The 21,145-nt window shown below is 74.7% G+C and carries 22 protein-coding genes and 1 tRNA gene; 12 read left to right on the top strand and 11 right to left on the bottom strand.

Annotation, left to right across the window (positions count from 1 at the left end; all coding sequences use genetic code 11):
• Positions 1–61 precede the first annotated feature (61 nt).
• Positions 62–1,015 (top strand): c-type cytochrome biogenesis protein CcsB, encoded by a 954-nt coding sequence (gene ccsB / locus QDR37_RS05605; RefSeq protein ID WP_279713561.1) that lies wholly within the window; start codon positions 62–64, stop codon positions 1,013–1,015.
• Positions 1,016–1,094: 79 nt separating this feature from the next.
• Here the strand turns inward: ccsB and QDR37_RS05600 are convergent, their stop codons facing one another.
• Positions 1,095–2,090 (bottom strand): o-succinylbenzoate synthase, encoded by a 996-nt coding sequence (locus QDR37_RS05600; protein WP_279712623.1) that lies wholly within the window; start codon positions 2,088–2,090, stop codon positions 1,095–1,097.
• A gap of 47 nt (positions 2,091–2,137) precedes the next feature.
• On the opposite strand from QDR37_RS05600, the gene QDR37_RS05595 reads away from it, so the two are divergent.
• Together QDR37_RS05595 and QDR37_RS05590 are read left to right on the top strand one after the other, a co-directional pair.
• A complete protein-coding gene (locus tag QDR37_RS05595) occupies positions 2,138–3,031 on the top strand; it encodes a 1,4-dihydroxy-2-naphthoyl-CoA synthase (protein WP_279713560.1) in 894 nt (297 codons plus the stop codon).
• A 1-nt stretch (position 3,032) separates the two neighbouring features.
• Positions 3,033–4,169, top strand: coding sequence for an AMP-binding protein (locus tag QDR37_RS05590; RefSeq protein ID WP_279712622.1), 1,137 nt, complete (start codon positions 3,033–3,035; stop codon positions 4,167–4,169).
• Between the two features lies 1 nt (position 4,170).
• On the opposite strand, the gene QDR37_RS05585 is transcribed toward QDR37_RS05590, so the two are convergent.
• The gene (locus tag QDR37_RS05585) at positions 4,171–5,340 is read right to left on the bottom strand and encodes an MFS transporter (RefSeq protein WP_279712621.1); all 1,170 of its coding nucleotides are present in this window, start codon (positions 5,338–5,340) and stop codon (positions 4,171–4,173) included.
• 165 nt (positions 5,341–5,505) lie between these two features.
• On the opposite strand from QDR37_RS05585, the gene QDR37_RS05580 reads away from it, so the two are divergent.
• Positions 5,506–6,690, top strand: coding sequence for an MFS transporter (locus QDR37_RS05580; protein ID WP_279712620.1), 1,185 nt, complete (start codon positions 5,506–5,508; stop codon positions 6,688–6,690).
• Positions 6,691–6,851: 161 nt separating this feature from the next.
• Positions 6,852–7,703, top strand: coding sequence for a 1,4-dihydroxy-2-naphthoate polyprenyltransferase (locus QDR37_RS05575; protein WP_279713559.1), 852 nt, complete (start codon positions 6,852–6,854; stop codon positions 7,701–7,703).
• On the opposite strand, the gene QDR37_RS05570 is transcribed toward QDR37_RS05575, so the two are convergent.
• Positions 7,667–8,002, bottom strand: a complete 336-nt coding sequence (locus QDR37_RS05570) for a DUF4229 domain-containing protein (protein WP_279712619.1) — start codon at positions 8,000–8,002, stop codon at positions 7,667–7,669. The genes QDR37_RS05575 and QDR37_RS05570 overlap by 37 nt on opposite strands.
• Before the next feature lie 134 nt (positions 8,003–8,136).
• Here QDR37_RS05570 and QDR37_RS05565 point away from each other — a divergent pair, with 134 nt between their 5' ends.
• Positions 8,137–8,493, top strand: a complete 357-nt coding sequence (locus QDR37_RS05565; RefSeq protein WP_279712618.1) for a PLDc N-terminal domain-containing protein — start codon at positions 8,137–8,139, stop codon at positions 8,491–8,493.
• A 56-nt stretch (positions 8,494–8,549) separates the two neighbouring features.
• Positions 8,550–10,244, top strand: a complete 1,695-nt coding sequence (menD, locus tag QDR37_RS05560; protein WP_279712617.1) for a 2-succinyl-5-enolpyruvyl-6-hydroxy-3-cyclohexene-1-carboxylic-acid synthase — start codon at positions 8,550–8,552, stop codon at positions 10,242–10,244.
• Here menD and QDR37_RS05555 read toward each other — a convergent pair.
• Positions 10,156–11,430 carry an isochorismate synthase gene (locus QDR37_RS05555; RefSeq protein ID WP_279712616.1) on the bottom strand — a complete coding sequence of 425 codons (1,275 nt, stop codon included), beginning with the start codon at positions 11,428–11,430 and terminating at the stop codon, positions 10,156–10,158. The genes menD and QDR37_RS05555 overlap by 89 nt on opposite strands.
• Positions 11,431–11,471: 41 nt before the next feature.
• On the opposite strand from QDR37_RS05555, the gene QDR37_RS05550 reads away from it, so the two are divergent.
• The 3 genes from QDR37_RS05550 to QDR37_RS05540 are packed head-to-tail and all read left to right on the top strand — an operon-like array spanning position 11,472 to position 14,659.
• Entirely contained in the window at positions 11,472–12,197 is a 726-nt protein-coding gene (locus QDR37_RS05550) for a demethylmenaquinone methyltransferase (protein WP_279712615.1), read from the top strand.
• Positions 12,194–13,261, top strand: a complete 1,068-nt coding sequence (locus QDR37_RS05545; protein WP_279712614.1) for a polyprenyl synthetase family protein — start codon at positions 12,194–12,196, stop codon at positions 13,259–13,261. The genes QDR37_RS05550 and QDR37_RS05545 overlap by 4 nt, the downstream gene beginning before the upstream one ends.
• A gap of 39 nt (positions 13,262–13,300) precedes the next feature.
• Positions 13,301–14,659 (top strand): FAD-dependent oxidoreductase, encoded by a 1,359-nt coding sequence (locus tag QDR37_RS05540; protein WP_279712613.1) that lies wholly within the window; start codon positions 13,301–13,303, stop codon positions 14,657–14,659.
• Positions 14,660–14,677: 18 nt separating this feature from the next.
• Here the strand turns inward: QDR37_RS05540 and QDR37_RS05535 are convergent, their stop codons facing one another.
• The 5 genes from QDR37_RS05535 to QDR37_RS05515 all read right to left on the bottom strand — a co-directional run bounded on the left by QDR37_RS05535 (position 14,678) and on the right by QDR37_RS05515 (position 18,321).
• Entirely contained in the window at positions 14,678–14,926 is a 249-nt protein-coding gene (locus QDR37_RS05535; protein ID WP_279712612.1) for a hypothetical protein, read from the bottom strand.
• A 53-nt stretch (positions 14,927–14,979) separates the two neighbouring features.
• Positions 14,980–15,435 (bottom strand): NUDIX domain-containing protein, encoded by a 456-nt coding sequence (locus tag QDR37_RS05530; RefSeq protein ID WP_279712611.1) that lies wholly within the window; start codon positions 15,433–15,435, stop codon positions 14,980–14,982.
• Positions 15,436–15,445: 10 nt separating this feature from the next.
• Entirely contained in the window at positions 15,446–16,231 is a 786-nt protein-coding gene (locus tag QDR37_RS05525) for an alpha/beta fold hydrolase (RefSeq protein ID WP_279712610.1), read from the bottom strand.
• A 45-nt stretch (positions 16,232–16,276) separates the two neighbouring features.
• Positions 16,277–17,737 carry a cardiolipin synthase gene (cls, locus tag QDR37_RS05520; protein WP_279712609.1) on the bottom strand — a complete coding sequence of 487 codons (1,461 nt, stop codon included), beginning with the start codon at positions 17,735–17,737 and terminating at the stop codon, positions 16,277–16,279.
• A 95-nt stretch (positions 17,738–17,832) separates the two neighbouring features.
• Positions 17,833–18,321 carry a YajQ family cyclic di-GMP-binding protein gene (locus tag QDR37_RS05515; protein ID WP_279712608.1) on the bottom strand — a complete coding sequence of 163 codons (489 nt, stop codon included), beginning with the start codon at positions 18,319–18,321 and terminating at the stop codon, positions 17,833–17,835.
• A gap of 163 nt (positions 18,322–18,484) precedes the next feature.
• On the opposite strand from QDR37_RS05515, the gene QDR37_RS05510 reads away from it, so the two are divergent.
• A tRNA-Tyr gene (locus QDR37_RS05510) sits at positions 18,485–18,566 on the top strand.
• Between the two features lie 906 nt (positions 18,567–19,472).
• Here the strand turns inward: QDR37_RS05510 and QDR37_RS05505 are convergent.
• Together QDR37_RS05505 and QDR37_RS05500 are read right to left on the bottom strand one after the other, a co-directional pair.
• Positions 19,473–19,967, bottom strand: coding sequence for an SRPBCC domain-containing protein (locus QDR37_RS05505; protein WP_279712606.1), 495 nt, complete (start codon positions 19,965–19,967; stop codon positions 19,473–19,475).
• A gap of 85 nt (positions 19,968–20,052) precedes the next feature.
• On the bottom strand, positions 20,053–20,319 hold the full coding sequence (locus tag QDR37_RS05500) for a hypothetical protein (protein WP_279712604.1): 267 nt from the start codon (positions 20,317–20,319) through the stop codon (positions 20,053–20,055).
• 59 nt (positions 20,320–20,378) lie between these two features.
• Between QDR37_RS05500 and QDR37_RS05495 the strand changes: the two genes are divergently transcribed.
• Entirely contained in the window at positions 20,379–21,122 is a 744-nt protein-coding gene (locus tag QDR37_RS05495; protein ID WP_279712603.1) for a phosphotransferase, read from the top strand.
• The last annotated feature ends 23 nt before the right edge of the window (positions 21,123–21,145 follow it).

Raw genomic sequence — 21,145 nt, 5'->3', positions numbered from 1 at the left:
TAGGCTGCTTCCCGTGAGAACCCCGCTCGATCAGCTGTCGGTGCTCCTGCTGCTGTCGGCCATGGCGCTCTACGCGATCGCCTTCGTCGCCTTCGCCCTCGACCTCGCCCGCCGCTCCAGCGAGGCCACGCAGCTCGCCGACGCGCGCGCCGGCGTGCGACGCACCACCACCGCGGCCTCGGTCGGTGGGGGCGGCACGGCCGTGCTCGAAGCGGCCCCGCCCGCGCCGCCGCTGATCGTCTCGGCGAAGCGCACCGCCGCCCGTGTCGGTGTCGGCATCACGATCGCGGGCTTCGTGCTGCACCTCGGCGCCGACGTGCTCCGCGGCGTCGCCGCCGCCCGCGTGCCGTGGGCCAACATGTACGAGTTCTCGATGACGGGCACCCTCATCATGGTCGGGCTGTTCCTGCTCGCCCTGACCCGGGTCGACCTGCGCTTCCTCGGCTCGATCATGACCGGGCTCGTGCTCGTGCTGCTCGGCATCGCGACGATCGGCTTCAAGGTGCCCGTCTCGCCGCTGCCGCCGGCCCTGCAGTCGTACTGGCTCGTCATCCACGTCTTCGTCGCGATCCTCGGCACCGGCTTCTTCACGCTCTCCGGCGCGGTGTCGGCCGTGCAGCTCGTCCAGTCGCGCCGGGAGCGCGCGCTCGCCGCCGGCCGTCCTGCGACGCGGCTGCGTCTGCTCGCGACGTTCCCCGACACGAACCGGCTCGAGAACATCGCCTACCGCATCGCGGTGGTCGGCTTCATCCTCTGGACGTTCACGCTCATCGCGGGCGCCATCTGGGCGAACCACGCCTGGGGCCGCTACTGGGGCTGGGACACGAAGGAGGTGTGGACGTTCATCATCTGGGTCATCTACGCCGGCTACCTGCACGCCCGCGCCACCCGCGGCTGGCGCGGTGACGGCTCCGGCTGGCTGAACCTCATCGGCTACGCGGCGGTGCTGTTCAACTTCGGCGTCGTCAACGTCTTCTTCCACGGCCTGCACGCCTACAGCGGCCTCTCCTCCTAGGTCCCGATACCGCGTGTCGGTACTCCGCTCCCGTGTAGGTGCGACACGCGGCGTCGGTACCTACGGCCGGGCGAAGTACCTACACGCGGTCAGGTCGTGGCGGGGAGCAGGACCAGCAGCGTTCGATGCGGGCGCGCCACCAGGCCTCGCGGTCGACGGGCGCCGCGTGCTCCGCGAGGAGCGCGGCGGACGGCTCGATCCGGCGGACCGCGACGGTCCCGTCTTCGGGCACGAGCGGGCTCGCGGTGACGTCCGCCGCGAGCAGGGCCGCGGTGCCGAGGCCGCAGTCGTAGGGCAGCTCCGGCAGGGCGGCGGCGAGCGCGGCGCCCATCGCGAGACCGACCGACGTGTCGATCGCGCTCGAGACCACCGCGGGCAGGCCCGCCTCCTGCACGATCGACAGCGCACGGGTGATGCCGCCGAGCGGCGCGGCCTTGATCACGAGCAGGTCCGCGGCCCCGGCGCGCGCCACCTCGAGCGGGTCGTCCGCCTTCCGCACCGACTCGTCGGCGGCGATCGGGATCGCGAGGTCGCGGATGCGCTGCCGCAGCTCGGCGAGCTCGTCGAGGCGCGCGCAGGGCTGCTCCGCGTACTCGAGGTCGAACGGCGACAGGGCGCGCAGGGCGTGCTCCGCCTCGTCGACGTTCCAGGCCGCGTTCGCATCGATGCGGATGCGCCCCTCGGGTCCGAGCGCGCGACGCACGGCGCGGACCCGGTCGACGTCGTCGGCGAGCCGCTGCCCCGGCTCCGCCACCTTCACCTTCGCGGTGCGGCAGCCGGGGAACCGCGCGAGCAGCGCCGCGACGCCCTCGGCCGGCAGCGCCGGCACGGTCGCGTTCACGGGGATCCGGTCGCGGCGCCGAGCCGGCTCGGCGCCCCAGCCGAAGTCGATCGCGGCGGCGAGCCACGCGGCCGCCTCCGCGTCGCCGTACTCGGGGAAGGGGGCGAACTCCGTCCAGCCGCGAGGGCCCGGGAGCAGCGCGGCCTCGCGGACCGTGATGCCGCGGAACCGCGTGACCATCGGGAGCGTCACGACGTGCAGGGAGCCGAGCAGGTCGTCGAGCCGGGGGTGCACGGGCCCATCCTCGCGCGGCGCACGTCGAGAGGCCGCCTCGTACGCTGCTGCTCGTGACGGTCTCCGAGCTCTTCGATCCCGCCGAGTGGCGCGAGGCGGAGGTGGCGGCCTCCTTCACCGACGTCACCGCGCACCGCAGCCTCGACGGCCGCATCGCCCGGGTCGCGATCAGCCGGCCGGAGGTGCGGAACGCGTTCCGGCCGCGCACCGTCGACGAGCTCGCCCAGGCGCTCGAGGACGCCCGCACCGACAGCGCGGTGGGTGTGGTGCTGCTCACCGGCAACGGGCCGAGCCCGAGGGACGGCGGCTGGGCCTTCTGCTCCGGCGGCGACCAGCGCATCCGCGGCCGAGACGGCTACCGGTACGAGGGCGCGACGGGCCCGACGGGCGGGCGCCTGCACATCCTCGAGGTGCAGCGCCTCATCCGCTTCATGCCGAAGGTCGTGATCGCCCTCGTGCCCGGCTGGGCGGCGGGCGGCGGACACTCGCTGCACGTCGTCTGCGACCTCACGATCGCGAGCCGCGAGCACGGTCGCTTCAAGCAGACCGACGCCGACGTCGGCTCGTTCGACGCCGGCTACGGCAGCGCCTACTTCGCCCGACAGGTCGGGCAGAAGCTCGCCCGCGAGGTGTTCTTCCTCGCCGACGACTACGACGCGCAGCGCGCCTACGAGATGGGCGCCGTGAACGCGGTCGTGCCGCACGAGGACCTCGAGCGCACCGGCATCGCGTGGGCCCGGACGATCCTCGGCAAGTCGCCGACCGCCATCCGCATGCTGAAGTTCGCGATGAACGCCGTCGACGACGGCCTCGTCGGGCAGCAGGTGTTCGCGGGCGAGGCCACGCGGCTCGCGTACGGCACCGACGAGGCGGCCGAGGGCCGCGACGCGTTCCTCGAGAAGCGCGACCCCGACTGGTCCGCCTTCCCGTACGCCTACTGACGTGCGCGATCTCGAGGTCGTCCCCGCCGGGGACCCGGCGCCGGTGATCGCCGCGCTGCGGGCCGCAGTCGACGGCTCGGGCCCGGCCGTGCTGCCGCTCGCACCGGATGCGGCACGGCCCGCAGGCCTCCCCGACCGCGTACCGGTGCGGGTCGCCCTCGTCATCGCGACCTCGGGCAGCAGCGGCGCCCCCAAGCTCGTCGCGCTGTCGGCCTCGGCGCTGCTCGCCTCAGCAGCCGCGACGGAGGGCGTGCTCGGCGGCCCGGGCGGCTGGGTGCTCGCGCTGCCCACGCACTACATCGCCGGCGTGCAGGTGGTCGTCCGCGCCCTCGCGGCCGGGACGGAGCCGGTCGTCGTGCCACCCGGGCCCTTCACCGCCTCGGCGTTCGCGGCCGCCGTCGCATCGCTGCCGGCCGACCGGCGCCGCTACAGCGCCCTCGTGCCGACGCAGCTGCACCGGGTCGTCGAGGCGGTCGAGAACAGGGAGGCGGAGGTCGCCGCTGCCTGCCGCGCGCTCGACGCGGTGCTGATCGGGGGCGGCCGCCTGTCCGCGCCGCTCGCCGAGCGTGCCCGCGCCGCGGGCATGCGCGTCGTCCGCACGTACGGGGCGAGCGAGACCGCCGGCGGCTGCGTCTACGACGGCGTGCCGCTCGCCGGGGTGCGGGTCGCGGTCGTCGACGGCGAGGTGCTGCTCGCGGGGCCGATGCTCGCCGAGGGCTACCTCGGCGACGACGCGCGCACCGCGCGCGCCTTCCTCGATGAGCCGGGGGTGCGCTGGTACCGCACCGGTGACGCGGGGGAGTGGGACGGCGAGCGCCTCACGATCACCGGGCGGCTCGATGACGTCGTGATCACGGGCGGCGAGAAGGTGTCGCTCGGCCTCGTCGAGCGGGTCGTGCAGGCCCTGCCCGGGCTCGCCGACGCGGTGGTCGTGCGGGCGCCGGATCCCGAGTGGGGCGAGGTGCCCGTCGTCGCGACCGCGACCCGCGGAGTCGATCTGGCCGTGGTCCGCGACAGGGTGGCCGACGAGCTGGGCCGGCGGGCCGCGCCGCGACGGCTGCTCGTGCTCGACCCGCTGCCGCTGCTGCCGAACGGCAAGCCCGACCGGGTGGCCATCGCCGTGGTCGCGCGGACCTGACTCAGGCGCTCCGCGGGCGCAGCGCCCCGGCGGCGGCGAAGCCGAGGGCGAGCAGCAGCACGACGAGCCAGAGGGCGTTCAGCAGCCCGAAGCCCTGCGACAGCAGACCGACGACCGGCGGACCGGCGAGGTTCGCGAGGTAGCCGATCGAGGCGACGACGCTGACGCGAGCCGCGGCGTCCGCTCCGCTCTCCGCCGCCGCCCCGTACCCGCTCTCCGCTGCCGCGGACATCCCGAGGGGGAACCCCATGGAGACCCCGACGGCCCAGAGCAGCACGCCGACGAGCACGATCCAGGGGGCACCCCCGAGGATGAACAGCACGAGGCCGACCGCGCCGAGCGCCGTCGTGATCCGGATCGTGCGCACCCGGCCCAGGCGGTCGACGAGCGGGCCGCCGAGCACGCGGGCGGTGGTCTCGCCGGCGGCGAAGGCGACGAAGAACAGCGCCGCGGTCGCGTCCGGCTGGCGGTGGCCGTCGCGCACCGCGAGGGTGAGCCAGTTGTTCGCGGAGCCCTCGCCGAGCTCGACACCGAGCATGACGGCCCCGATGAGCAGCAGGCGCCAGTCGGTCCAGCCGCGCGCCCAGCCGCGGATGCGCTCGGCGGCGGACGGCCGGTCCTCCTGCGCGGGCCCGTGCTCGCTCGCGGGCACGAACCGCACGGTGACGACCGCGAGCACCGCGATCGCGACGGCCTCGCCGGCGAACTGCGTCGCGGGCGGCACCTCGAGGGCGGCGCAGGCGGCGCCGAGCGCCGCGCCGAGGATGGCGCCCGCCGACCACGCGGCGTGCATGAGCGGCATGAGCGTGCGCTCCGCGGCCGCCTCGACGGCCGCTCCCTCGACGTTGATCATGACGTCGAGCGCGCCGATGCCGAGCCCGACCGCGACGAAGCCGAGCACCGTCGGGGCGACCGCGTGCAGGGTGCCGGCGGCGAAGCCGACGAGCGCGATCCCGGCGGCGACGAGCAGGAGCACGCCGAGCATCGCGCGGCGCGCGCCGAAACGCGTGAGCAGCGGCGACGCGAGCAGCAGGCCGGTGATCGACCCGACGGTCACGCCCGCCAGCACGGCGCCGATCACGGCGTCGGTCACGCCGAGGTCGGCACGCAGCGTGGGCAGCCGCGGGCCCCACGTCGAGAGGCTCACGCCGCCGAGTGCGAAGGCGGCCATGATCGCGTTCCGCCAGCCCCGCAAGCCGGGCCGCAGGGCGGTCGCGGAGGTCATCGGGTCGTGGCCGTCGTCACCCGACGACCCTAGGGGCGCTCGCGGCGCGAGCCGCCCAGGAGGGGCCCGGCAGAATGCTCTGCGACCACCGGCGCCGACGCGGGAGACCTGATGCGCTTCCTGCGGACGGGCACGACCTGGGTCCGGTACGGCCAGCTCGGCCTCGTCGCCTTCGTCATCGACGGCTACGCCCCGACCGTGCGTCTGATCGGACGCGACCTGCGGGTGCCGCTCGCGCTCGCCGCGCTGCACGCGACGGCGTTCGGGATCGGCTTCATGCTCGGCCCGTTCGCGACGACCTGGCTCACCGCGCGGGTGGGCCGCGTCGCGACGGCCTGGATCGGCGCGGCCGGTCTCTGCGCCGGCGTCCTGCTCTACCTCGCCGGAGGGGTGCTGCCCGTCACGATGCTCGGGATCGCGGTCGCCGGGTTCGGTGGCACGCTCGTGCAGTCGGCGGCGTTCGCCGATCTCGCGGTCGTGCACGGACCGAACGGTCCGCGGGCGCTCAGCGAGGGGGCCGCGGTCTCGCAGGCGGCCGGGGTGGTCGCCCCGCTCGCGGTGGGTGCGGCGAGCGCCACCGTGCTCGGCTGGCGCGCTGCGTTCGCGGTGGTGCTCGCGCTGGCAGCCCTGCTCGGCCTGCTCGGGGCGGTCGGCTCGCGCCGGGCCGCGACGGCGGGGGACGGGGCGCGGCAGTCGCGCCCCGCGCCGATCCGGCGCCGGCTGCCCGGGCGCTTCTGGGGCGTCTGGTGCTCCTTCGCCGTCGTGCTCGGGGTCGAGTTCTGCCTCTCCGTGTGGGCGCCCGTCCTGCTCGCCGCCCGGCACGTGCCCGACGCCCTCGCCACCGCGAGCCTCGCGCTGATGCTCACCGGGATCATGGTCGGGCGGCTCCTCATCGGCCCGCTCACACGGCGCCTCCGCGTCGACGTGCTGCTGCTCGCCTCGATCGCCGTCAGCCTGGCCGGGTTCGCGGTGTTCTGGACCGCGACGCAGGGGTGGCTCGCGGTCGCCGCCCTCGGCGTGGCAGGGCTCGGCATCGCGGGGCAGTCCCCCCTCTCGCTCGCCCGGCTGGTCGCCGCGTCGGACGACCGGCCGGACGACGCGTCGGCGTCCGCCTCGTTCGCGCTCGGGATCGCGATCGCCGGCGCCCCGCCGCTCGTCGGCGCGCTGGGCGACCTCGTGGGCGTGCGCGTCGGGCTGCTGCTCGTCCCCGCGCTCGGCGTGGTCGCCGCCGTGCTCGTGCTCCTCACGCCGACGGGTCCGGCCCCGGTCGCGGCGGCCTCGCCGGAGCCCGCCTGACGTCCATCGGTCCCGCCCCGGGGGCGGGGAATCGGTGGAACGATTGGGGCGTGGCGAGCAGGACGACGGCGAAGCGACCGGCGGCTCGGCGCGGCCCCGCCCGGCCCGCGTCGCGGAAGCCGGTCCCGAGGGCGCAGCGGCGCGCGACGGTCCGCGACTGGATCGACGGGGCCCGTCCGCGCACGCTGCCGCTCGCGATCGCGCCGGTCGCCCTCGGCACCGGCGCCGCGGTCGGCAACGGGCGCCCCGCGCACCTCTGGCTGGCCTGGCTCTGCCTCGCCGTCGCGCTGCTGCTGCAGATCGGCGTGAACTTCGCCAACGACTACTCCGACGGCATCCGCGGTACGGACGCGTTCCGCGTCGGACCCGCGCGGCTCACCGGGTCCGGTCGTGCGAAGCCGCGCACGGTGCTCGCCGTCGCGCTCGTCTGCTTCGCGCTCGCCGCGGTCGCCGGCCTCGCGATCGTCGTCGTCACGCAGGTCTGGTGGCTGCTCGCGGTCGGCGCCCTCGCGATCGTCGCGGCCTGGTTCTACACGGGCGGAAGGCGCCCCTACGGCTACGCGGGGCTCGGCGAGGTGGTCGTCTTCCTGTTCTTCGGCCTCGCCGCGACCGCGGGCACCACGTTCGTGCTGCTCGGCCTCGTGAACGCCGAGGGCTGGTTCACCGCGGTCGCGATCGGCTGCATCGCCTGCGCCGTGCTGCTCGTGAACAACCTGCGCGATCTCGAGCAGGACCGCGCCGCCGGCAAGCGCACGCTGAGCGTCCGCATCGGCGCGCGTGGCACCCGCGTGCTCTTCGCGGTGCTGCTGCTCGTGCCGTACCTGGTGCTCGGCTACCTGACGCTGTTCTACCCGTCGGCGTCGCTCGTCTTCCTCACGCTGCTGCTCGCGGGACCGGCCGTGATCATCACCGTGACGGGGCGCACCCCGCGCGAGCTCGTGCTCGCCCTCAGCCTCACCGGGCTGACGGCGCTCTTCTACGGCTTGGGGTTGGCCGCGGCGCTCGCGCTCTGACCGCCGTCCGGGCCGTCGGCGAGCCCGTCCTCGACCGACTCGTCGGATCCCGCGGAGGGACGCCGGCGCTCCCGGCGGCTCCCGAGCGCCTGCAGCTCGCTCGTGAACGCGCGCCGCTGCCGCGACAGGAACAGCACGGACACGGCGAGGCCGATCACGGCGCCGAGCGCGACGGCGAGCAGGGGGTCGACGCCGAGGCCCCATGCGACGAGGAACGGCACCGCGAAGGAGAGCACCCGCAGCACCGAGTAGACGAGCCAGCCCGGCAGCCGGGATCGGCGCTCCTCGGTCCCGCTCACGGTCGTCCAGTGTAGGTCGGCGGCACCGGGGCGCCGCGGCTGCGGACCCGGCCCGAGGAACGCTCAGGGAATCGATACCCGCGGGGGCACTTCGACACGCCACGGGGGCGCGGCGCTCACCTACACTCGCTCGAATGGGTCGGCTGATCGTCGGGCTGGTGATCGTGGTCCTGGTCTGCACGATCTACGCCGTCGTCGACTGCGCGCTCACCGAGCGCTACCGGGTGCGTGCGCTGCCGAAGTCGCTCTGGCTGCCGGTCGTGCTGCTGCTCCCGGTCATCGGGCCGGCGCTCTGGTTCCTGCTCGGCCGGATCCCGGTGCGGGCCGCGCGGCGCCTGCCTCCGGACGACGACCCCCGCTTCACCGGCCCGAGCACCCGCTCGCGCGGCCCGCAGCGCCGCGAGCCGAGGATCGATCTGAGCCGGCTCGAGGAGGAGCTCGCGAACCTCGACGGCGACGCGGACGACGACGGCGACGGCCGCCGCCGCTGAGCCGCCCGCCGGTACCGTGGCGGGCGTGGAGCAGACCGACGGGACCCGGACGTGGCGTGGCTGAGCCGGCGAGCCCCGCGGGTGCCGCCGCAGCCGCGCTGCTCGAGGCGCTCGTCGCGCGCGGTCTCACCCACGTCGTCGTCTCGCCCGGTTCGCGGTCGCAGGCGCTCGCCCTGGCGGCCGCCCGGCTCGAGCGGGAGGGCCGGATCCGGCTCGCGGTGCGCATCGACGAGCGCGTCGGCGGCTTCACCGCGCTCGGCATCGCCCGCGAGACCGGACGTCCTGCCGCCGTGGTCGTCACCTCCGGCACCGCGGTCGCCGAGCTGCACCCGGCCGTGCTCGAGGCGTTCCACTCGGGCGTGCCGATGCTGCTGCTCACCGCCGACCGCCCCGCCGAGCTGCGCGGCACCGGCTCGAACCAGACCACCGAGCAGCCCGGGCTCTTCGCGCCCGCGGTGCGCGCCGAGCACGACGTGCCCGCGCCCGCCGGGCCGGACGACGTGGCCGCTGCCGCCCGCATCGGCGCGCTCGCCTGGGACGAGTCCGTCGGCCGCCCGGGACCGGTGCACGTGAACCTGCAGTACCGCGAGCCGCTCTCCGGGCCGCCCGCTGAACCGGTGCCCGCGGCGCCGCCGCCCGCGGGGCCGGGCGCCGCCGGGGCGCCGCTTCCGATCGAGCCCGGGCCGCGCACGGTCGTCGTCGCCGGGGACGGCGCCGGGGAGCGCGCCGAGGCCTTCGCCCGGGCGCTCGGGGTGCCGCTGCTCGCGGAGGTCTCGAGCGGGGCGCGCTTCGGGCCGCACCTCGTCGCCGCCTACCGCGAGCTGCTGGACGAGCCGGAGCTCGGCGGCCGCGTGCAGCGGGCCGTGGTCTTCGGCCACCCCACCCTCAGCCGGCAGGTGCCCCGGCTGCTCGCCAGGCCGGACGTCGAGGTGGTCGTCGTCCGCGCGCCCGGGGAGCGGTTCGAGCCGACCGGCGGCCGCGCGACCACCGTGGACGGCGTGGTGGCGGCCGGGCAGGATGCCGACCGCGCGTGGACCGGGCGCTGGGTGACCGCGTCCCGCGCGCTCGTCGACCGCACGGAGGACCTGCCGTACGTCGGCTCTCCCGACGCGCCGGGCCCGCGCGAGCTGCGCGAGCACACGCGCGCCGAGCTCGCGGCGCTGCGCGCGCCGGTCACCCGCCGCGTGCTCGTCGATGCCGTCTGGCGGGCGACGTGGCCGCACGACCGGCTCGTGCTCGGCGCGAGCCGCCTCATCCGCGAGGCCGACCAGGTGGTCCCGGGCAAGCGCATCCGCGTGCTCGCGAACCGCGGCCTCGCCGGCATCGACGGCACGATCGCGACCGCCACGGGCGTCGCGCTCGGGCTGCCCGCGGACGGCCGCGCCGGTACCGTGCGGGTGCTGCTCGGCGACCTCGCCCTGCTCCACGACGCCGGCGCGCTGCTGCAGGCGCCGGGCGAGCCCGTGCCCCGGCTCCAGGTGATCGTCGGCAACGACCTCGGCGGCACGATCTTCGACACCCTCGAGGTCGCCGGCACCGCCGATCCGGCCGACTTCGAGCGCGTCGTGCGCACCCCGCGCCCCGCCGACCTCGAGGCGCTCGCCCGCGCCTACGGCTGGTCGTACCGGCGCATCGAGACCCGGGGCGACCTCGACCGGGCACTCACCGCGCCGGAAGCGCGGCCGAGCCTGCTCGAGGTGCCCCTGTCGGCAGCAGCGGCTGCTCGCCCAGGGCCTCGAGCACCGGCGTGAGCTTCCACGCCGTCTCGGCGAGCTCGCTGCGCGCCTCGGAGGCCGCGACGATGCCGGCGCCCGCGAAGGCCCGCACGACGCCGCCCGGCTCGACCTGCGCCGAGCGCAGCCCGATCGCCCACTCGCCCTCGCCGGACGCTCCCACCCAGCCGACCGGACCGGCGTAGCGCCCACGGTCGAACGGCTCGAGCGAGCGGATGAGCTCGATCGCGTCCGCACGCGGGGCACCGGCGACCGCCGCCGTCGGATGCAGCGCGGCGACGAGGTCGAGCACGCCGGTGCCGGCGTGGAGCCGGGCCTCGGCGTCGGTGGCGAGGTGCCAGACGTTCGGCAGCCCGAGCGCGAACGGGCGGCCGATGCGGAGGTCGTCGACGCGCTCGCCGAGGGTGAGCAGCAGGCTGTCGACGGCGAGGGCGTGCTCGAAGCGGTTCTTCGCCGAGCCGAGCAGGCCGCCGCGCGCCGCGGCGTCGAGGGCCGGATCCGCGTCGCGGGCGGCGGTGCCGGCGAGCACCCGGGCCGTGAAGACGCCGTCGCGGACCGTGGCGAGGGTCTCGGGGCTCGCCCCGAAGAAGCCGTCGACCGCGAAGGTGAAGGCGTCCCGGTGCCTCGCACGCAGCGCGCGCAGCCAGGCGGCCGGATCGACCTCGGCGGGAGCCAGGGCGAGGTCGCGGGCGAGCACGACCTTCTGCAGGCCGCCGGCCCGGATCCGCTCGACGGCCGCGGCGACAGCGGCCACGTAGTCCTCGTCGGCGAACCGCGTGCCCGGCCCCTGCGCGGGGACCGCGGCCGTGGCGATCGGGCCGGTGCCCGTCACATCGGTGACGAACCCGACCCCGTCGCGCCGTCCGACGATGCGCCGGGGCACGACGAGGACGCTCGGCGCCGCGGAGGCGTCGTCGAAGGCGAACGCGCCGAAGGCGACGGGACCGCTGCCGGGCAGGCCGACCTCATCGGCGATCCGGGCGCCCTCGAGCAGCCGTCGCCAGGCCGTGGCCGCGTCGGCGAAGCGCGACGGGCCGGAGAGGACGATCCGGGCGGCCACGCCGTAGCCGAGCAGACGGTCGTCGCCGCGCGCCCATGCCGTGACGGGCGGTCCGGCTTCGGCGCCGAGCGCCTCGGCCGCGCCGCCGTTCGCGGGATAGGTCCTGGTCGCGACGGTGAATGCTGCGCCCGCACCGACCGTCACCCGCACAGAGTACGCGTGCGCCTCTCGCCTAGACTCCCAGGGTGTCCTCGGCCGACCTCACGAAGAAGCCGGCCGATGTGGCCGCGATGTTCGATCGGGTGTCCCGCCGGTACGACATGACGAACGCGATGCTCTCCGGCGGCAACGCGGCCCTCTGGCGGGTCGCCACCGTCAAGGCGGTGAACCCGCGTCCGGGCGAGCGCATCCTCGACCTCGCCGCCGGCACCGGCACCTCGAGCGAGGCCCTCGCCCGCTCCGGCGCCCGGGTGGTCGCCGCCGACTTCAGCAAGGGCATGCTCGCCGTCGGGCGCGCGCGCCTCAAGGACGAGTCCCGCGTCGAGTTCGTCTTCGCCGACGCCCTCGCCCTGCCGTTCGGCGACGAGGAGTTCGACGCGGTCACGATCTCGTTCGGCCTCCGCAACGTGGCCGACCCTCACCGTGCCCTCGCCGAGATGTACCGGGTGGCCAAGCCCGGCGCGCGCATCGTGATCTGCGAGTTCTCGAAGCCTCCGATCGCGCCGGTGCGCGCCGCCTACTTCGCCTACCTCGACCGGGTCATGCCGGTCGTGTCCCGCCTCGCGAGCTCGAACGCGCCCGCCTACGGCTACCTCGGCGACTCGATCAAGGCGTGGGCCGACCAGACGACCCTCGCCGCGTGGATGCGCGAGGCCGGCTTCCGGCAGGTGCGCTACCGCAACCTCACGGGCGGCATCGTCGCCCTGCACCGCGGCGTGAAGCCCGCTGCCGGCGTCTGGGCGAGCGAGTGAGCGCGCGCGTGCCGGTCGCGCGGCGCAGCAAGTCGCTCTCCGCGCAGATCGGGCTCACCGAGCGGCTGTTCCTCTCCGGCGACGACCGCGGCATGGTCGGGGCGATCGAGGACGGCCTCGAGCAGGTCGAGCAGGGGCTGCTCGAGCGCGTCTCGTTCGACGACGGGTTCGCCGACGTCACCACCCGCTACCTGCTCGCCGCGGGCGGCAAACGGGTGCGCCCGCTGCTCACGCTCCTCACGGCGCAGCTCGGCGACGGCGTCAGCCCGGCGGTGGTCACGGCCGCCCAGGCGGTCGAGATCCTGCACCTCGCGTCGCTGTACCACGACGACGTCATGGACGAGGCGGAGCAGCGGCGGGGCGTGCCGAGCGCGCAGACCGTCTGGGGCAACTCGGTCGCGATCCTCACGGGCGACCTGCTCTTCGCGCGGGCGAGCAAGCTCATCGCCCGCGTCGACGGCTCGAACGTCGTCGGGCAGACCGAGACGTTCGAGCGGCTCGTGCTCGGGCAGCTGCACGAGACCATCGGCCCGCAGCCCGGCGAGGACCCGGTCGAGCACTACCTCGGCGTGCTGCGCGACAAGACCGGCGCGCTCATCTCGGCCGCGGCCGAGTGGGGGATCGTGTTCTCCGGCGCGCCGGGCGAGTACCGCCAGCCGCTCGTCGAGTTCGGCGAGCGCATCGGTGTCGCGTTCCAGCTCGTCGACGACGTCATCGATCTCGCGCCTCAGGACGCCGAGACCGGCAAGCGCGCGGGCACCGATCTGAAGGCGGGCGTGCCCACGCTCCCGCTGCTCTACCTGCGTCGCACCGCGCGGCCCGGCACGGCCGACGAGGCGCTGCTCACGCGCATCGAGGCCCTGACGAGCGGCAAGGACGACGACCAGGTGGCGCTCGAGCAGGCCGTCGCCGAGCTCCGAGCCCACCCCGTCACCGCCGAGACCACGCGCGAGGCGCACCGCTGGGCCGCCGAGGCGGTCGCGGCCCTCGACGCCCTGCCCGAGGGCACCGTGCGCCGGGCCCTCATCCGGTTCGCCGACCTGCTCGTCGACCGCTCGAACTGACTCGCGGGACGCCCCCACGTCCCGCCGGGAAGGACCTCCGTGACCCTGCTCCGCCTCGCGATCGTCGGCGCCGGGCCGGCCGGCATCTACGCCGCCGACCTCGCCAAGAAGGCCGACCGCGGCTTCGACGTCTCGATCGACCTCTTCGAGCGCCTGCCCGCGCCCTACGGCCTCGTCCGCTACGGCGTCGCGCCCGACCATCCCCGCATCAAGGGCATCATCGGCGCCCTCCGCGAGGTGCTCGACGGCGGCGCGGTGCGCCTGTTCGGCAACGTCGAGTACGGCACCGACATCACCCTCGAGGACCTGCAGCGGCACTACCACGCGGTGATCTTCGCGACCGGTTCGATCCGCGACGCCGCGCTCGACATCCCCGGCATCGACCTGCCCGGCTCGTACGGGGCGGCCGACTTCGTCTCCTGGTACGACGGCCACCCCGACGTGCCGCGCGAGTGGCCGCTCGACGCGGAGCAGATCGCGGTGATCGGCAACGGCAACGTCGCTCTCGACGTCGCGCGCATGCTCGCGAAGCACGTCGAGGACCTCATGCCCACCGAGGTGCCGCCGAACGTGGCCGCCGGGCTCGCCACGTCGCCGGTCACCGACGTGCACGTGTTCGGGCGCCGCGGCCCCGCCAACGTGAAGTTCACGCCGCTCGAGCTGCGCGAGCTCGGCGAGGTGCGCGACGTCGACATGGTCGTGCACGACGAGGACTTCGACTACGACGAGCAGGCCCGCACGGCGATCAGGAGCAACAAGCAGGTGCTCGTGATCGACCGGGTGCTGCAGGCGTGGCGGCAGCGGGAGATCGGCGCGGCGAGCCGGCGGCTCCACTTCCACTGGTGGTCGCGGCCCGTCGAGATCCTCGGCACGGACCGGGTCGAGGGCATCCGCTGGGAGCGCACCGAGCCGGACGGCAAGGGCGGCGCCCGTGGCACGGGCGAGTTCCGCGAGCAGGCCGTGCAGGCGGTCTACCGCGCGGTCGGCTACTTCGGCTCGCCGCTGCCGGACGTGCCCTTCGACGAGCTGCGCGGCGTGATCCCGAACTCCGAGGGCCGCGTGCTCGATCGGACCGGTCACCAGATCCCGGGCCTCTACGCCACCGGCTGGATCAAGCGCGGTCCCGTCGGGCTCATCGGGCACACGAAGTCCGACGCGATGGAGACGATCGACCACGTGCTGCGCGACTCCGCCGACTGGTGGAGCCCGGCCGAGCCGCGCGAGCAGTCGGTGATCGACCTGCTCGAGTCGCGCGGCGTGCGCTACACGACCGTCGAGGGCTGGCACCTGCTCGACCAGCACGAGATCGCGCTCGGCGCCCCGGAAGGCCGTGCCCGCGTCAAGGTCGTGCCGCGCGACGCGATGCTCGCGGCGTCGCTCGGCGAGCCGGTCGCCTAGCGCCCACGCAGGGTCGCGCTACAGCGCGACCGTGTCGTTGGTGTCGGCGAGCGCCCGGTCCCGCACGTACACGGGCATGCCGTCGGCCTCGCCCGCGAGCACCCAGCGACCCGGGAAGTCGACGTGGGGGTTCTCGAGCAGCTGGGGGACGTCCTCGGTGCCGGGCGCGACGTCGATGTCGTGCACCTGGAGGTCGTCGGCGGTGGCCGAGTGGCGGGGGAGCGTCTCGTCGGAGCGGAACGCGACTCGGAGCGATCGTGAAGCCATGGCCGGACGGTACCGCCCAGCGCGGAGCCGTTCGGGCGCTTCCCGGGAAGCGTTCAGACTCTGGCCGAGGCGTCGGTGAGCAGCTCGGGCAGGTTCTCCGGGTAGACGCGCTCTGCGGTGCCGCGCACCTCGTCGGCGGTCCACCAGCGCATGGCGATGGTCGCGCGCTGCTCGAGGTCGGTGAGCGCGGCGCCGGCCGGCTCGAAGTGCGGCACGCGGACGGTGAAGTACTGCTCGTGCTGCGTCACGACCACGCCGTCGAAGGGGAAGGTCGAGGTGCGCTCCCAGAGCGGCCCGGTGACCCCGTGCAGCTCGAGCCCGGTCTCCTCCCACACCTCGCGCACCGCCGCGACCTCGGGCGTCTCGTCCGGCTCGAGGTCGCCGCCCGGCGTGATCCACCAGCTCCCGAGCTCGGGCGCGGCGGGATCCGAGCCCTGGATGAGCAGCACGCGGTCGTGCTGGTCGAGCAGCAGGACGCGGGCCGCGTTCCGGGAGAGCGCTTCGGGCACGGGCTCGACGCTAGCCGTCGGCGAGGAACGCGATCGCGCGGTCGCGGAACGGCCGCGACGGCGGCGCGTTGAAGTGGTTGCGGCCGGGGATCACGAAGAAGTCGCTGCCCGGCGTCGCTGCCGCGAGCCGCTGCGACGCAGGCAGGATCGGGTCGTCGCTGCCGGTCGCGAACAGCACGGGCTGTCGCGGGGGGTCCGCGGGGTCGGGTCGCGGGGCGTCGTGCAGGCCGTCGACGAGCGCGATGAGCGCCTCGAGATCGTTGCCGGGGATGCCCGCCGCCATCTCGATGTAGGCCCGCGTCAGAGGGTGCTCGACGGGCGGCCCGCCGCGGGCGAAGGCGAGCGCCTCGTCGCCTCGGAAGCTCGCGAGCGCGTCCCCGTCGGGGATCCCGCCGAGCATCGCGCGGCCGACGAGGTGGGGGAGCCGCACCGCGACCTGCCAGCCCACCCGGGCGCCGAGCGAGTAGCCGATGTAGTCGATGCCGTCGAGGAGGTAGGTGTCGAGCACGGTCCGCACGTCGTCGACGAGCTGGTCCATCGAGTACGCGCCGGCGTCGCGCGGGGTGCTGCTCGCGCCATGCCCGCGCTGGTCGAGCGCGAGCACCCGGTGCCCGGCACGGACCAGGTCGCGCGCCCAGCCGGTCGCCCACCAGTTCGCGGCCGCCGACGAGGCGAAGCCGTGCACGGCGAGCACGGCGGGCGCCTCGGCGTCGCCCTCGTCGTACGTCGCGAGCCGGACGCCGTCGCTCGCGAGCACGAACCGCGGCTCGGGCGCGCGCTGGGGGAGGACCGCCACGCTCGCTCCCTCCGTCCGCCCGTGCTCCGCCAGCCTGGCGGATCGCTACTGCAGGGCGGCGGTGAGGCGAGCGACGTTGTCGAGCACCGCCGTGCGGAGCGGGCGGCGCTGCCACTCGTCGAGCGTGAGGCGCCGGCTCGCGCGCCGGTAGCCCTCCTGCACCTGCCGCAGGTCGTTCACGAACTGCCGCCCGCGCACCATCAGCGACACCTCGAGGTTCAGCGTGAAGGACCGCATGTCGAGGTTGCTCGAGCCGACGACCGCGACGTCGTCGTCGATCGTGAAGTGCTTCGCGTGCAGGATCGTCGGCGCCGGGTAGAGCCAGATGACCACGCCGGCCTTCAGCAGGGTCTCGTAGTAGGAGCGCTGGGCGTGGAAGACGACGGCCTGGTCGCCGATCTCGCCGACGAACAGCTCGACCGAGACGCCGCGCTGCGCGGCGGTCGTGACCGCGTAGAGCATCGAGTCGTCCGGCACGAAGTAGGGGCTCGTGAGCACGATCTTGCGCTGCGCCGCGTAGATCAGGCCGTTGAAGAGGCGCAGGTTGTTCTCGCCCTCGAAGCCCGGGCCGCTCGGCACCACCTGGCAGTCGAGATCCTCGGTCCCGACCGGGGCGACGGACTGCCGGGCCTCGCGCTGCAGCAGCTCGTTCGTCTCGCTGTACCAGTCGGTGAGGAAGATCGCGTTCAGGGCCGCGACCGTGGGGCCCTCGATGCGGAGCATGAGGTCCTTCCACCTGAGGCCCCGGCGGCGGTTCGTCCACCGGTCGTAGGTGCGGTCGATCATGTTCTGCGAGCCCATGAAGCCGACGCGGCCGTCGACGACGAGCACCTTGCGGTGGTTGCGCAGATCGGGTCGCTGGTAGCGGCCCAGCCAGGGCTGCACCGGCAGCATCGGATGCCACTCGGCGCCGAGCTCGGTGAGCCGCTTCTTCGTGCGGCGGTAGCCGCGCACCCGCAGCGAGGCGATGTGGTCGTAGAGCACGCGCACGGTGACCCCGCGCTGCACCGCGGCCTCGAGCGCGTCGAAGAAGGGCTTCGTCGTGCTGTCGGCCGAGAGGATGTAGAACTCGGCGTGCACGAAGTGCTCCGCGGTCTCGACGGCCTCGACCATGGCCCAGAGGGACCGGTCGTAGTCGTCGAAGACGCGCGCGGTGTTGCCGGACAGCAGCGGCATCGCGCCCAGCCTTCGGTTGAGCCCCGCGAGCGAGGCGAACCACGGCGGCCACGCCTCGGTCTCGATCGCCCCGTCGATGCCCTCGGTCGCGTTCAGGATGTAGCGGTTGATCTCCTTCTGCTTGTCGCGCCGACGGCGCGGCAGGCGGGTGCTGCCGAAGAGCAGGAACGCGATCACGCCGGCGTACGGGATGAAGAAGATCGCGAGCAGCCAGGCTGTGGCGGTGGCCGGGCGGCGGTTCTTGGGCACGAAGACGACGGCCAGCACCCGGATGGTGAGGTCGAGCACGAACGCCGCGATGGTCAGCGCCAGGGAAACACTGGGCGGCATGCGCGCGAGTCTAGGGATCGCGGCGCCCGAGCGAACGCCCCTTTCCGGGCGTCGCCGGATCCTCTATGCCGACCTCGGCATGCCGGGGACCGGGATCAGCGGAAGTTGACGAACTGCAGGTCGAGGTCGAGGTCCGCGCGCTTCAGGAGCGCGATGGTCGCCTGCAGGTCGTCGCGGCTCTTGCTCGTGACGCGCAGCTCGTCGCCCTGGATCTGGCTCTTCACGGTCTTCGGCGCCTCGTCGCGGATCAGCTTGTTGATCCGCTTCGCCTGGTCGCTGTCGATGCCGTTCTTCAGCTTCGCCTCGAGCCGGTACTCCTTGCCGCTCGCGAACGGCTCGCCCGCGTCGAGGCTCTTCAGCGAGATGCCGCGCTTCACGAGCTTCGACTGCAGCACGTCGAGCACGGCCTTCACCCGCTCCTCGCTCGAGGCGTGCAGCGTGATCGTCTCGCCGGAGTGGTCGATGCGCGCGCCGATGCCCTTGAAGTCGTACCGCTGCTCGATCTCCTTGCGGGCCTGGTTGACGGCGTTCTCCGCCTCCATGGGATCGACCTTGCTGACCACGTCGAAGGAGGAATCGGCCATGCGCGACAGTGTAGGCAGCGCCGGTCGGGGCCGGCGCGGGAGGGGTGAGGGCGGGCGACGCGGGAGGCCTGAGACCCCTTCGTGATTCGGCGCCCACGCGAGCCTCCGGTACGCTGAACGCCGCGCCTCCGGCCGACCTGCATCAGGTCGGCCGGAGCAGCCAGGCGGGTTACCCAAGCGGCCAAAGGGATCTGACTGTAAATCAGCTGGCTCTGCCTTCGGGGGTTCGAATCCCTCACCCGCCACAGATGCTCCGCGCCCCTGCAGGGGTGCGGAGCATCTGCGTTCCGGCGCTGCTCCCGTCTCCGGGCCGTGCGACATGGCAGCGCAGAACGGCCTCCCCGTGGCGGCCGTCCCCGACCCCCCGGTGGTGCCCGATCGTGGGCGACGCGCTCGGCGCCGGAGCGTCCCGCCCGCTCCAGGACGCGGACGGGACGCCCGTGCGTCATCGACCGCGGTGACCTCGCTGTCCCCGCCGACGAGGCAGTGCCGCCGACAACGGGCGGACGGTATCGCCGGCGACGCTCATTCTTCGCTGAGATGCGGGGGTCCCTGCCGGCGCATGCGGAGGTCGATGCCTGTGCCGGCGCTCCAGCACCCGCATCGCCGCGACCGCTGCAGGGATGCAGGAGGGCACCGGCCCCGATGCGATCGCCTCGTTCCTCACCACCCCAGGTGAGGAACGAGGCGATCTGTGCGCGTTCTCGGCCTCGGTGGCCGCGTGTCCTTCCGGCCCACGAGGCTCTGCCGCCGACAACCCGCGCGCACCGTACTCCTTGGCGGACCTCGATCTCAACCGCGATATCGAGATCGGGTCGCCCTGGGTTCCCAGGGCAGCGAGGCGGGGGAACCCAGGGCCCGGGTACGGAGACGGATCGCCGGCGGCGCGGATCCTCGCGTCGCGAAGGGAGCCCCGAAGCCCGTCTTCATCAGGAGGAGGCTGCCGCCGGCGGTCCTGGTTTCGAACGTACGGGGTCAGCCGCTCAGAATTCGCACATCATCGGAGTCGATGAGCGCTCTTTGAACAATGGTCCGGAATTCCGGATGGCACGACGGAGAAGCGATTCCGTCCGGCCCGGCTCGGCTGCTCCGGAACCTCGTCGCTCCGGAGGCGGCGAAACGTCGGTGCTCCGGAGCAGGTCGGCTGGGGCTCACCCGCGCGCGGCCGCCAGGGCCACCCCTCGCCAGCCGTTCAGCTGCAGCCGCACCCCACCGCGCCGCTCGGCGGCGCCCGCGGCAGCCGCCGCATCGTCGGCGCCGAACACCGTGAACTGCTCCTCGTGCACGAGCTCCGTGCCGGCGCTCGCGACGAAGGACGTCGAGCACAGGGCGACGGAACGCAGCACGTCGTCGACCCGCACCTCGTACGTCCACACGACGCGCTGTGGCGCGGCGAGCTCGAGGAAGCGCGCGCGGCCGTCGAGGTGCTCGGTCCGGTCGTCGAGCACGAAGGCGCCGCGGAGGAGGTGATGGCCGCCCTCCCGCACGTCGACGTCCTCGTGCTCGAGGCGTCCCGGAAGGCGGAACCAGCGGCGTCGCAGCGCCGGCTCGGTGTACGCGCGCCAGGCGGTCTCGACCGGCACGCCGGCCGGGACCTGGACGCGCACCTCGCCGCGGACCTCGACGGGCAGCACCTGCGGCGCCACGGGCATCACCGGACGCCGGGGTGGGGTGCCGGGGAAGCCGCGGGTGAGGTGTGCTCGGCCTCCGCGCTCCCGCGGTGGCTGGCGCTCACGGGTGCTCGGGCGTGCGCCGCCAGACCTCGAGCGCCGCCGCGATCAGCTCCCTCGTCCACGACGCGGGGACGGTCACCAGGGAGCCGTCCCGCACGGTGAAGCGCACCTCGACGCCGTCGACGAGTCCGGCGACCTCGTCCGGCCCCACTCGAACCAGCTCGACCCGGCCGGCCTCGGCGATCTCGACGGCGCGATCGAAGTCCGCAGCATCCACGCCCCGCCCGTGCGCGGGGCCCTCCACGAGCTCGGCGACCGATGGCATGGCGCTCCCTCCTGCGCCGACCGTACGCCCGAGCGGCCGGTGCGGGCAGCATGTCCCGGGTGGACGCGGATGAGGTGGAGGTCGTCGTCGCGCACGCCGAGCGGGCGACGCTCCGCGTGGGCGACGTGTTCCTCAAGATCGACGCGGATCAGGCCCGGGTCGACCGCGAGGTGGCCGCGATGGCCCTGGCGCCCGTCCCGGTGCCGCGCGTGCTCTGGCGGCAGCCGCCCGTGCTCGCGCTCGCCGCGATCCACGGCACCGCCCTCGCCCGGCTCGGGACGCCGTCGCCCGCCTCGCCCGCGGCCTGGGCGGCCTCCGGCGCGACGCTGCGGACGCTGCATGGCGCGCCGCCGCCGGAGTGGTCCGGGCCGTCGAGCGCGGAGCTGCGGACGCGGCTCGACACGGAGTGCGCCGCGCTGGTGAGCGGGGGGCTCCTGCCCGCCGACCTCGTCCGGCGGAACCGGGCCCTCGCCGAGGCGGCCCTCGCGCCCCGGCCCGCCGTGTTCGTGCACGGCGACCTGCAACCCGCGCACGTCCTCCTCGAGGGCGACGAGGTGGTCGGCGTGCTCGACTGGTCGGAGGGCGCCCAGGGCGATCCGCTGGCGGACCTCGCCACCCTCACGCTCGGCTACGCGGATCGGCTGCCCGACGTGCTCGCCGGGTACGGCGGCGACGTCGACGTCGACGGGATCCGCGGGTGGTGGTCGCTCCGCAGCCTGGTCGCGATCCGCTGGCTGATGGACCACGGGTTCGACCCCTTCGCACCCGGCTGCGAGGTCGACGTGCTGCGGGCCTCCGGCTGAGCCCCCGCACGGTCGCCCGTCAC

It is taken from the genome of Amnibacterium sp. CER49 (genome assembly GCF_029846255.1).
Classification (GTDB): domain Bacteria; phylum Actinomycetota; class Actinomycetes; order Actinomycetales; family Microbacteriaceae; genus Amnibacterium.
Note: the sequence above shows the minus strand (reverse complement) of the source record. Positions and strands in the feature narration are given on the sequence as shown.

Coding starts and splice junctions, on each gene's coding strand:
- QDR37_RS05515 (WP_279712608.1), bottom strand. CDS start 18,321: ATGGCCGATTCCTCCTTCGACGTGGTCAGCAAGGTCGATCCCATGGAG.
- QDR37_RS05580 (WP_279712620.1), top strand. CDS start 5,506: ATGCGCTTCCTGCGGACGGGCACGACCTGGGTCCGGTACGGCCAGCTC.
- QDR37_RS05565 (WP_279712618.1), top strand. CDS start 8,137: ATGGGTCGGCTGATCGTCGGGCTGGTGATCGTGGTCCTGGTCTGCACG.
- QDR37_RS05535 (WP_279712612.1), bottom strand. CDS start 14,926: ATGGCTTCACGATCGCTCCGAGTCGCGTTCCGCTCCGACGAGACGCTC.
- QDR37_RS05585 (WP_279712621.1), bottom strand. CDS start 5,340: ATGGCCGCCTTCGCACTCGGCGGCGTGAGCCTCTCGACGTGGGGCCCG.
- ccsB (WP_279713561.1), top strand. CDS start 62: ATGGCGCTCTACGCGATCGCCTTCGTCGCCTTCGCCCTCGACCTCGCC.
- cls (WP_279712609.1), bottom strand. CDS start 17,737: ATGCCGCCCAGTGTTTCCCTGGCGCTGACCATCGCGGCGTTCGTGCTC.
- QDR37_RS05500 (WP_279712604.1), bottom strand. CDS start 20,319: ATGCCATCGGTCGCCGAGCTCGTGGAGGGCCCCGCGCACGGGCGGGGC.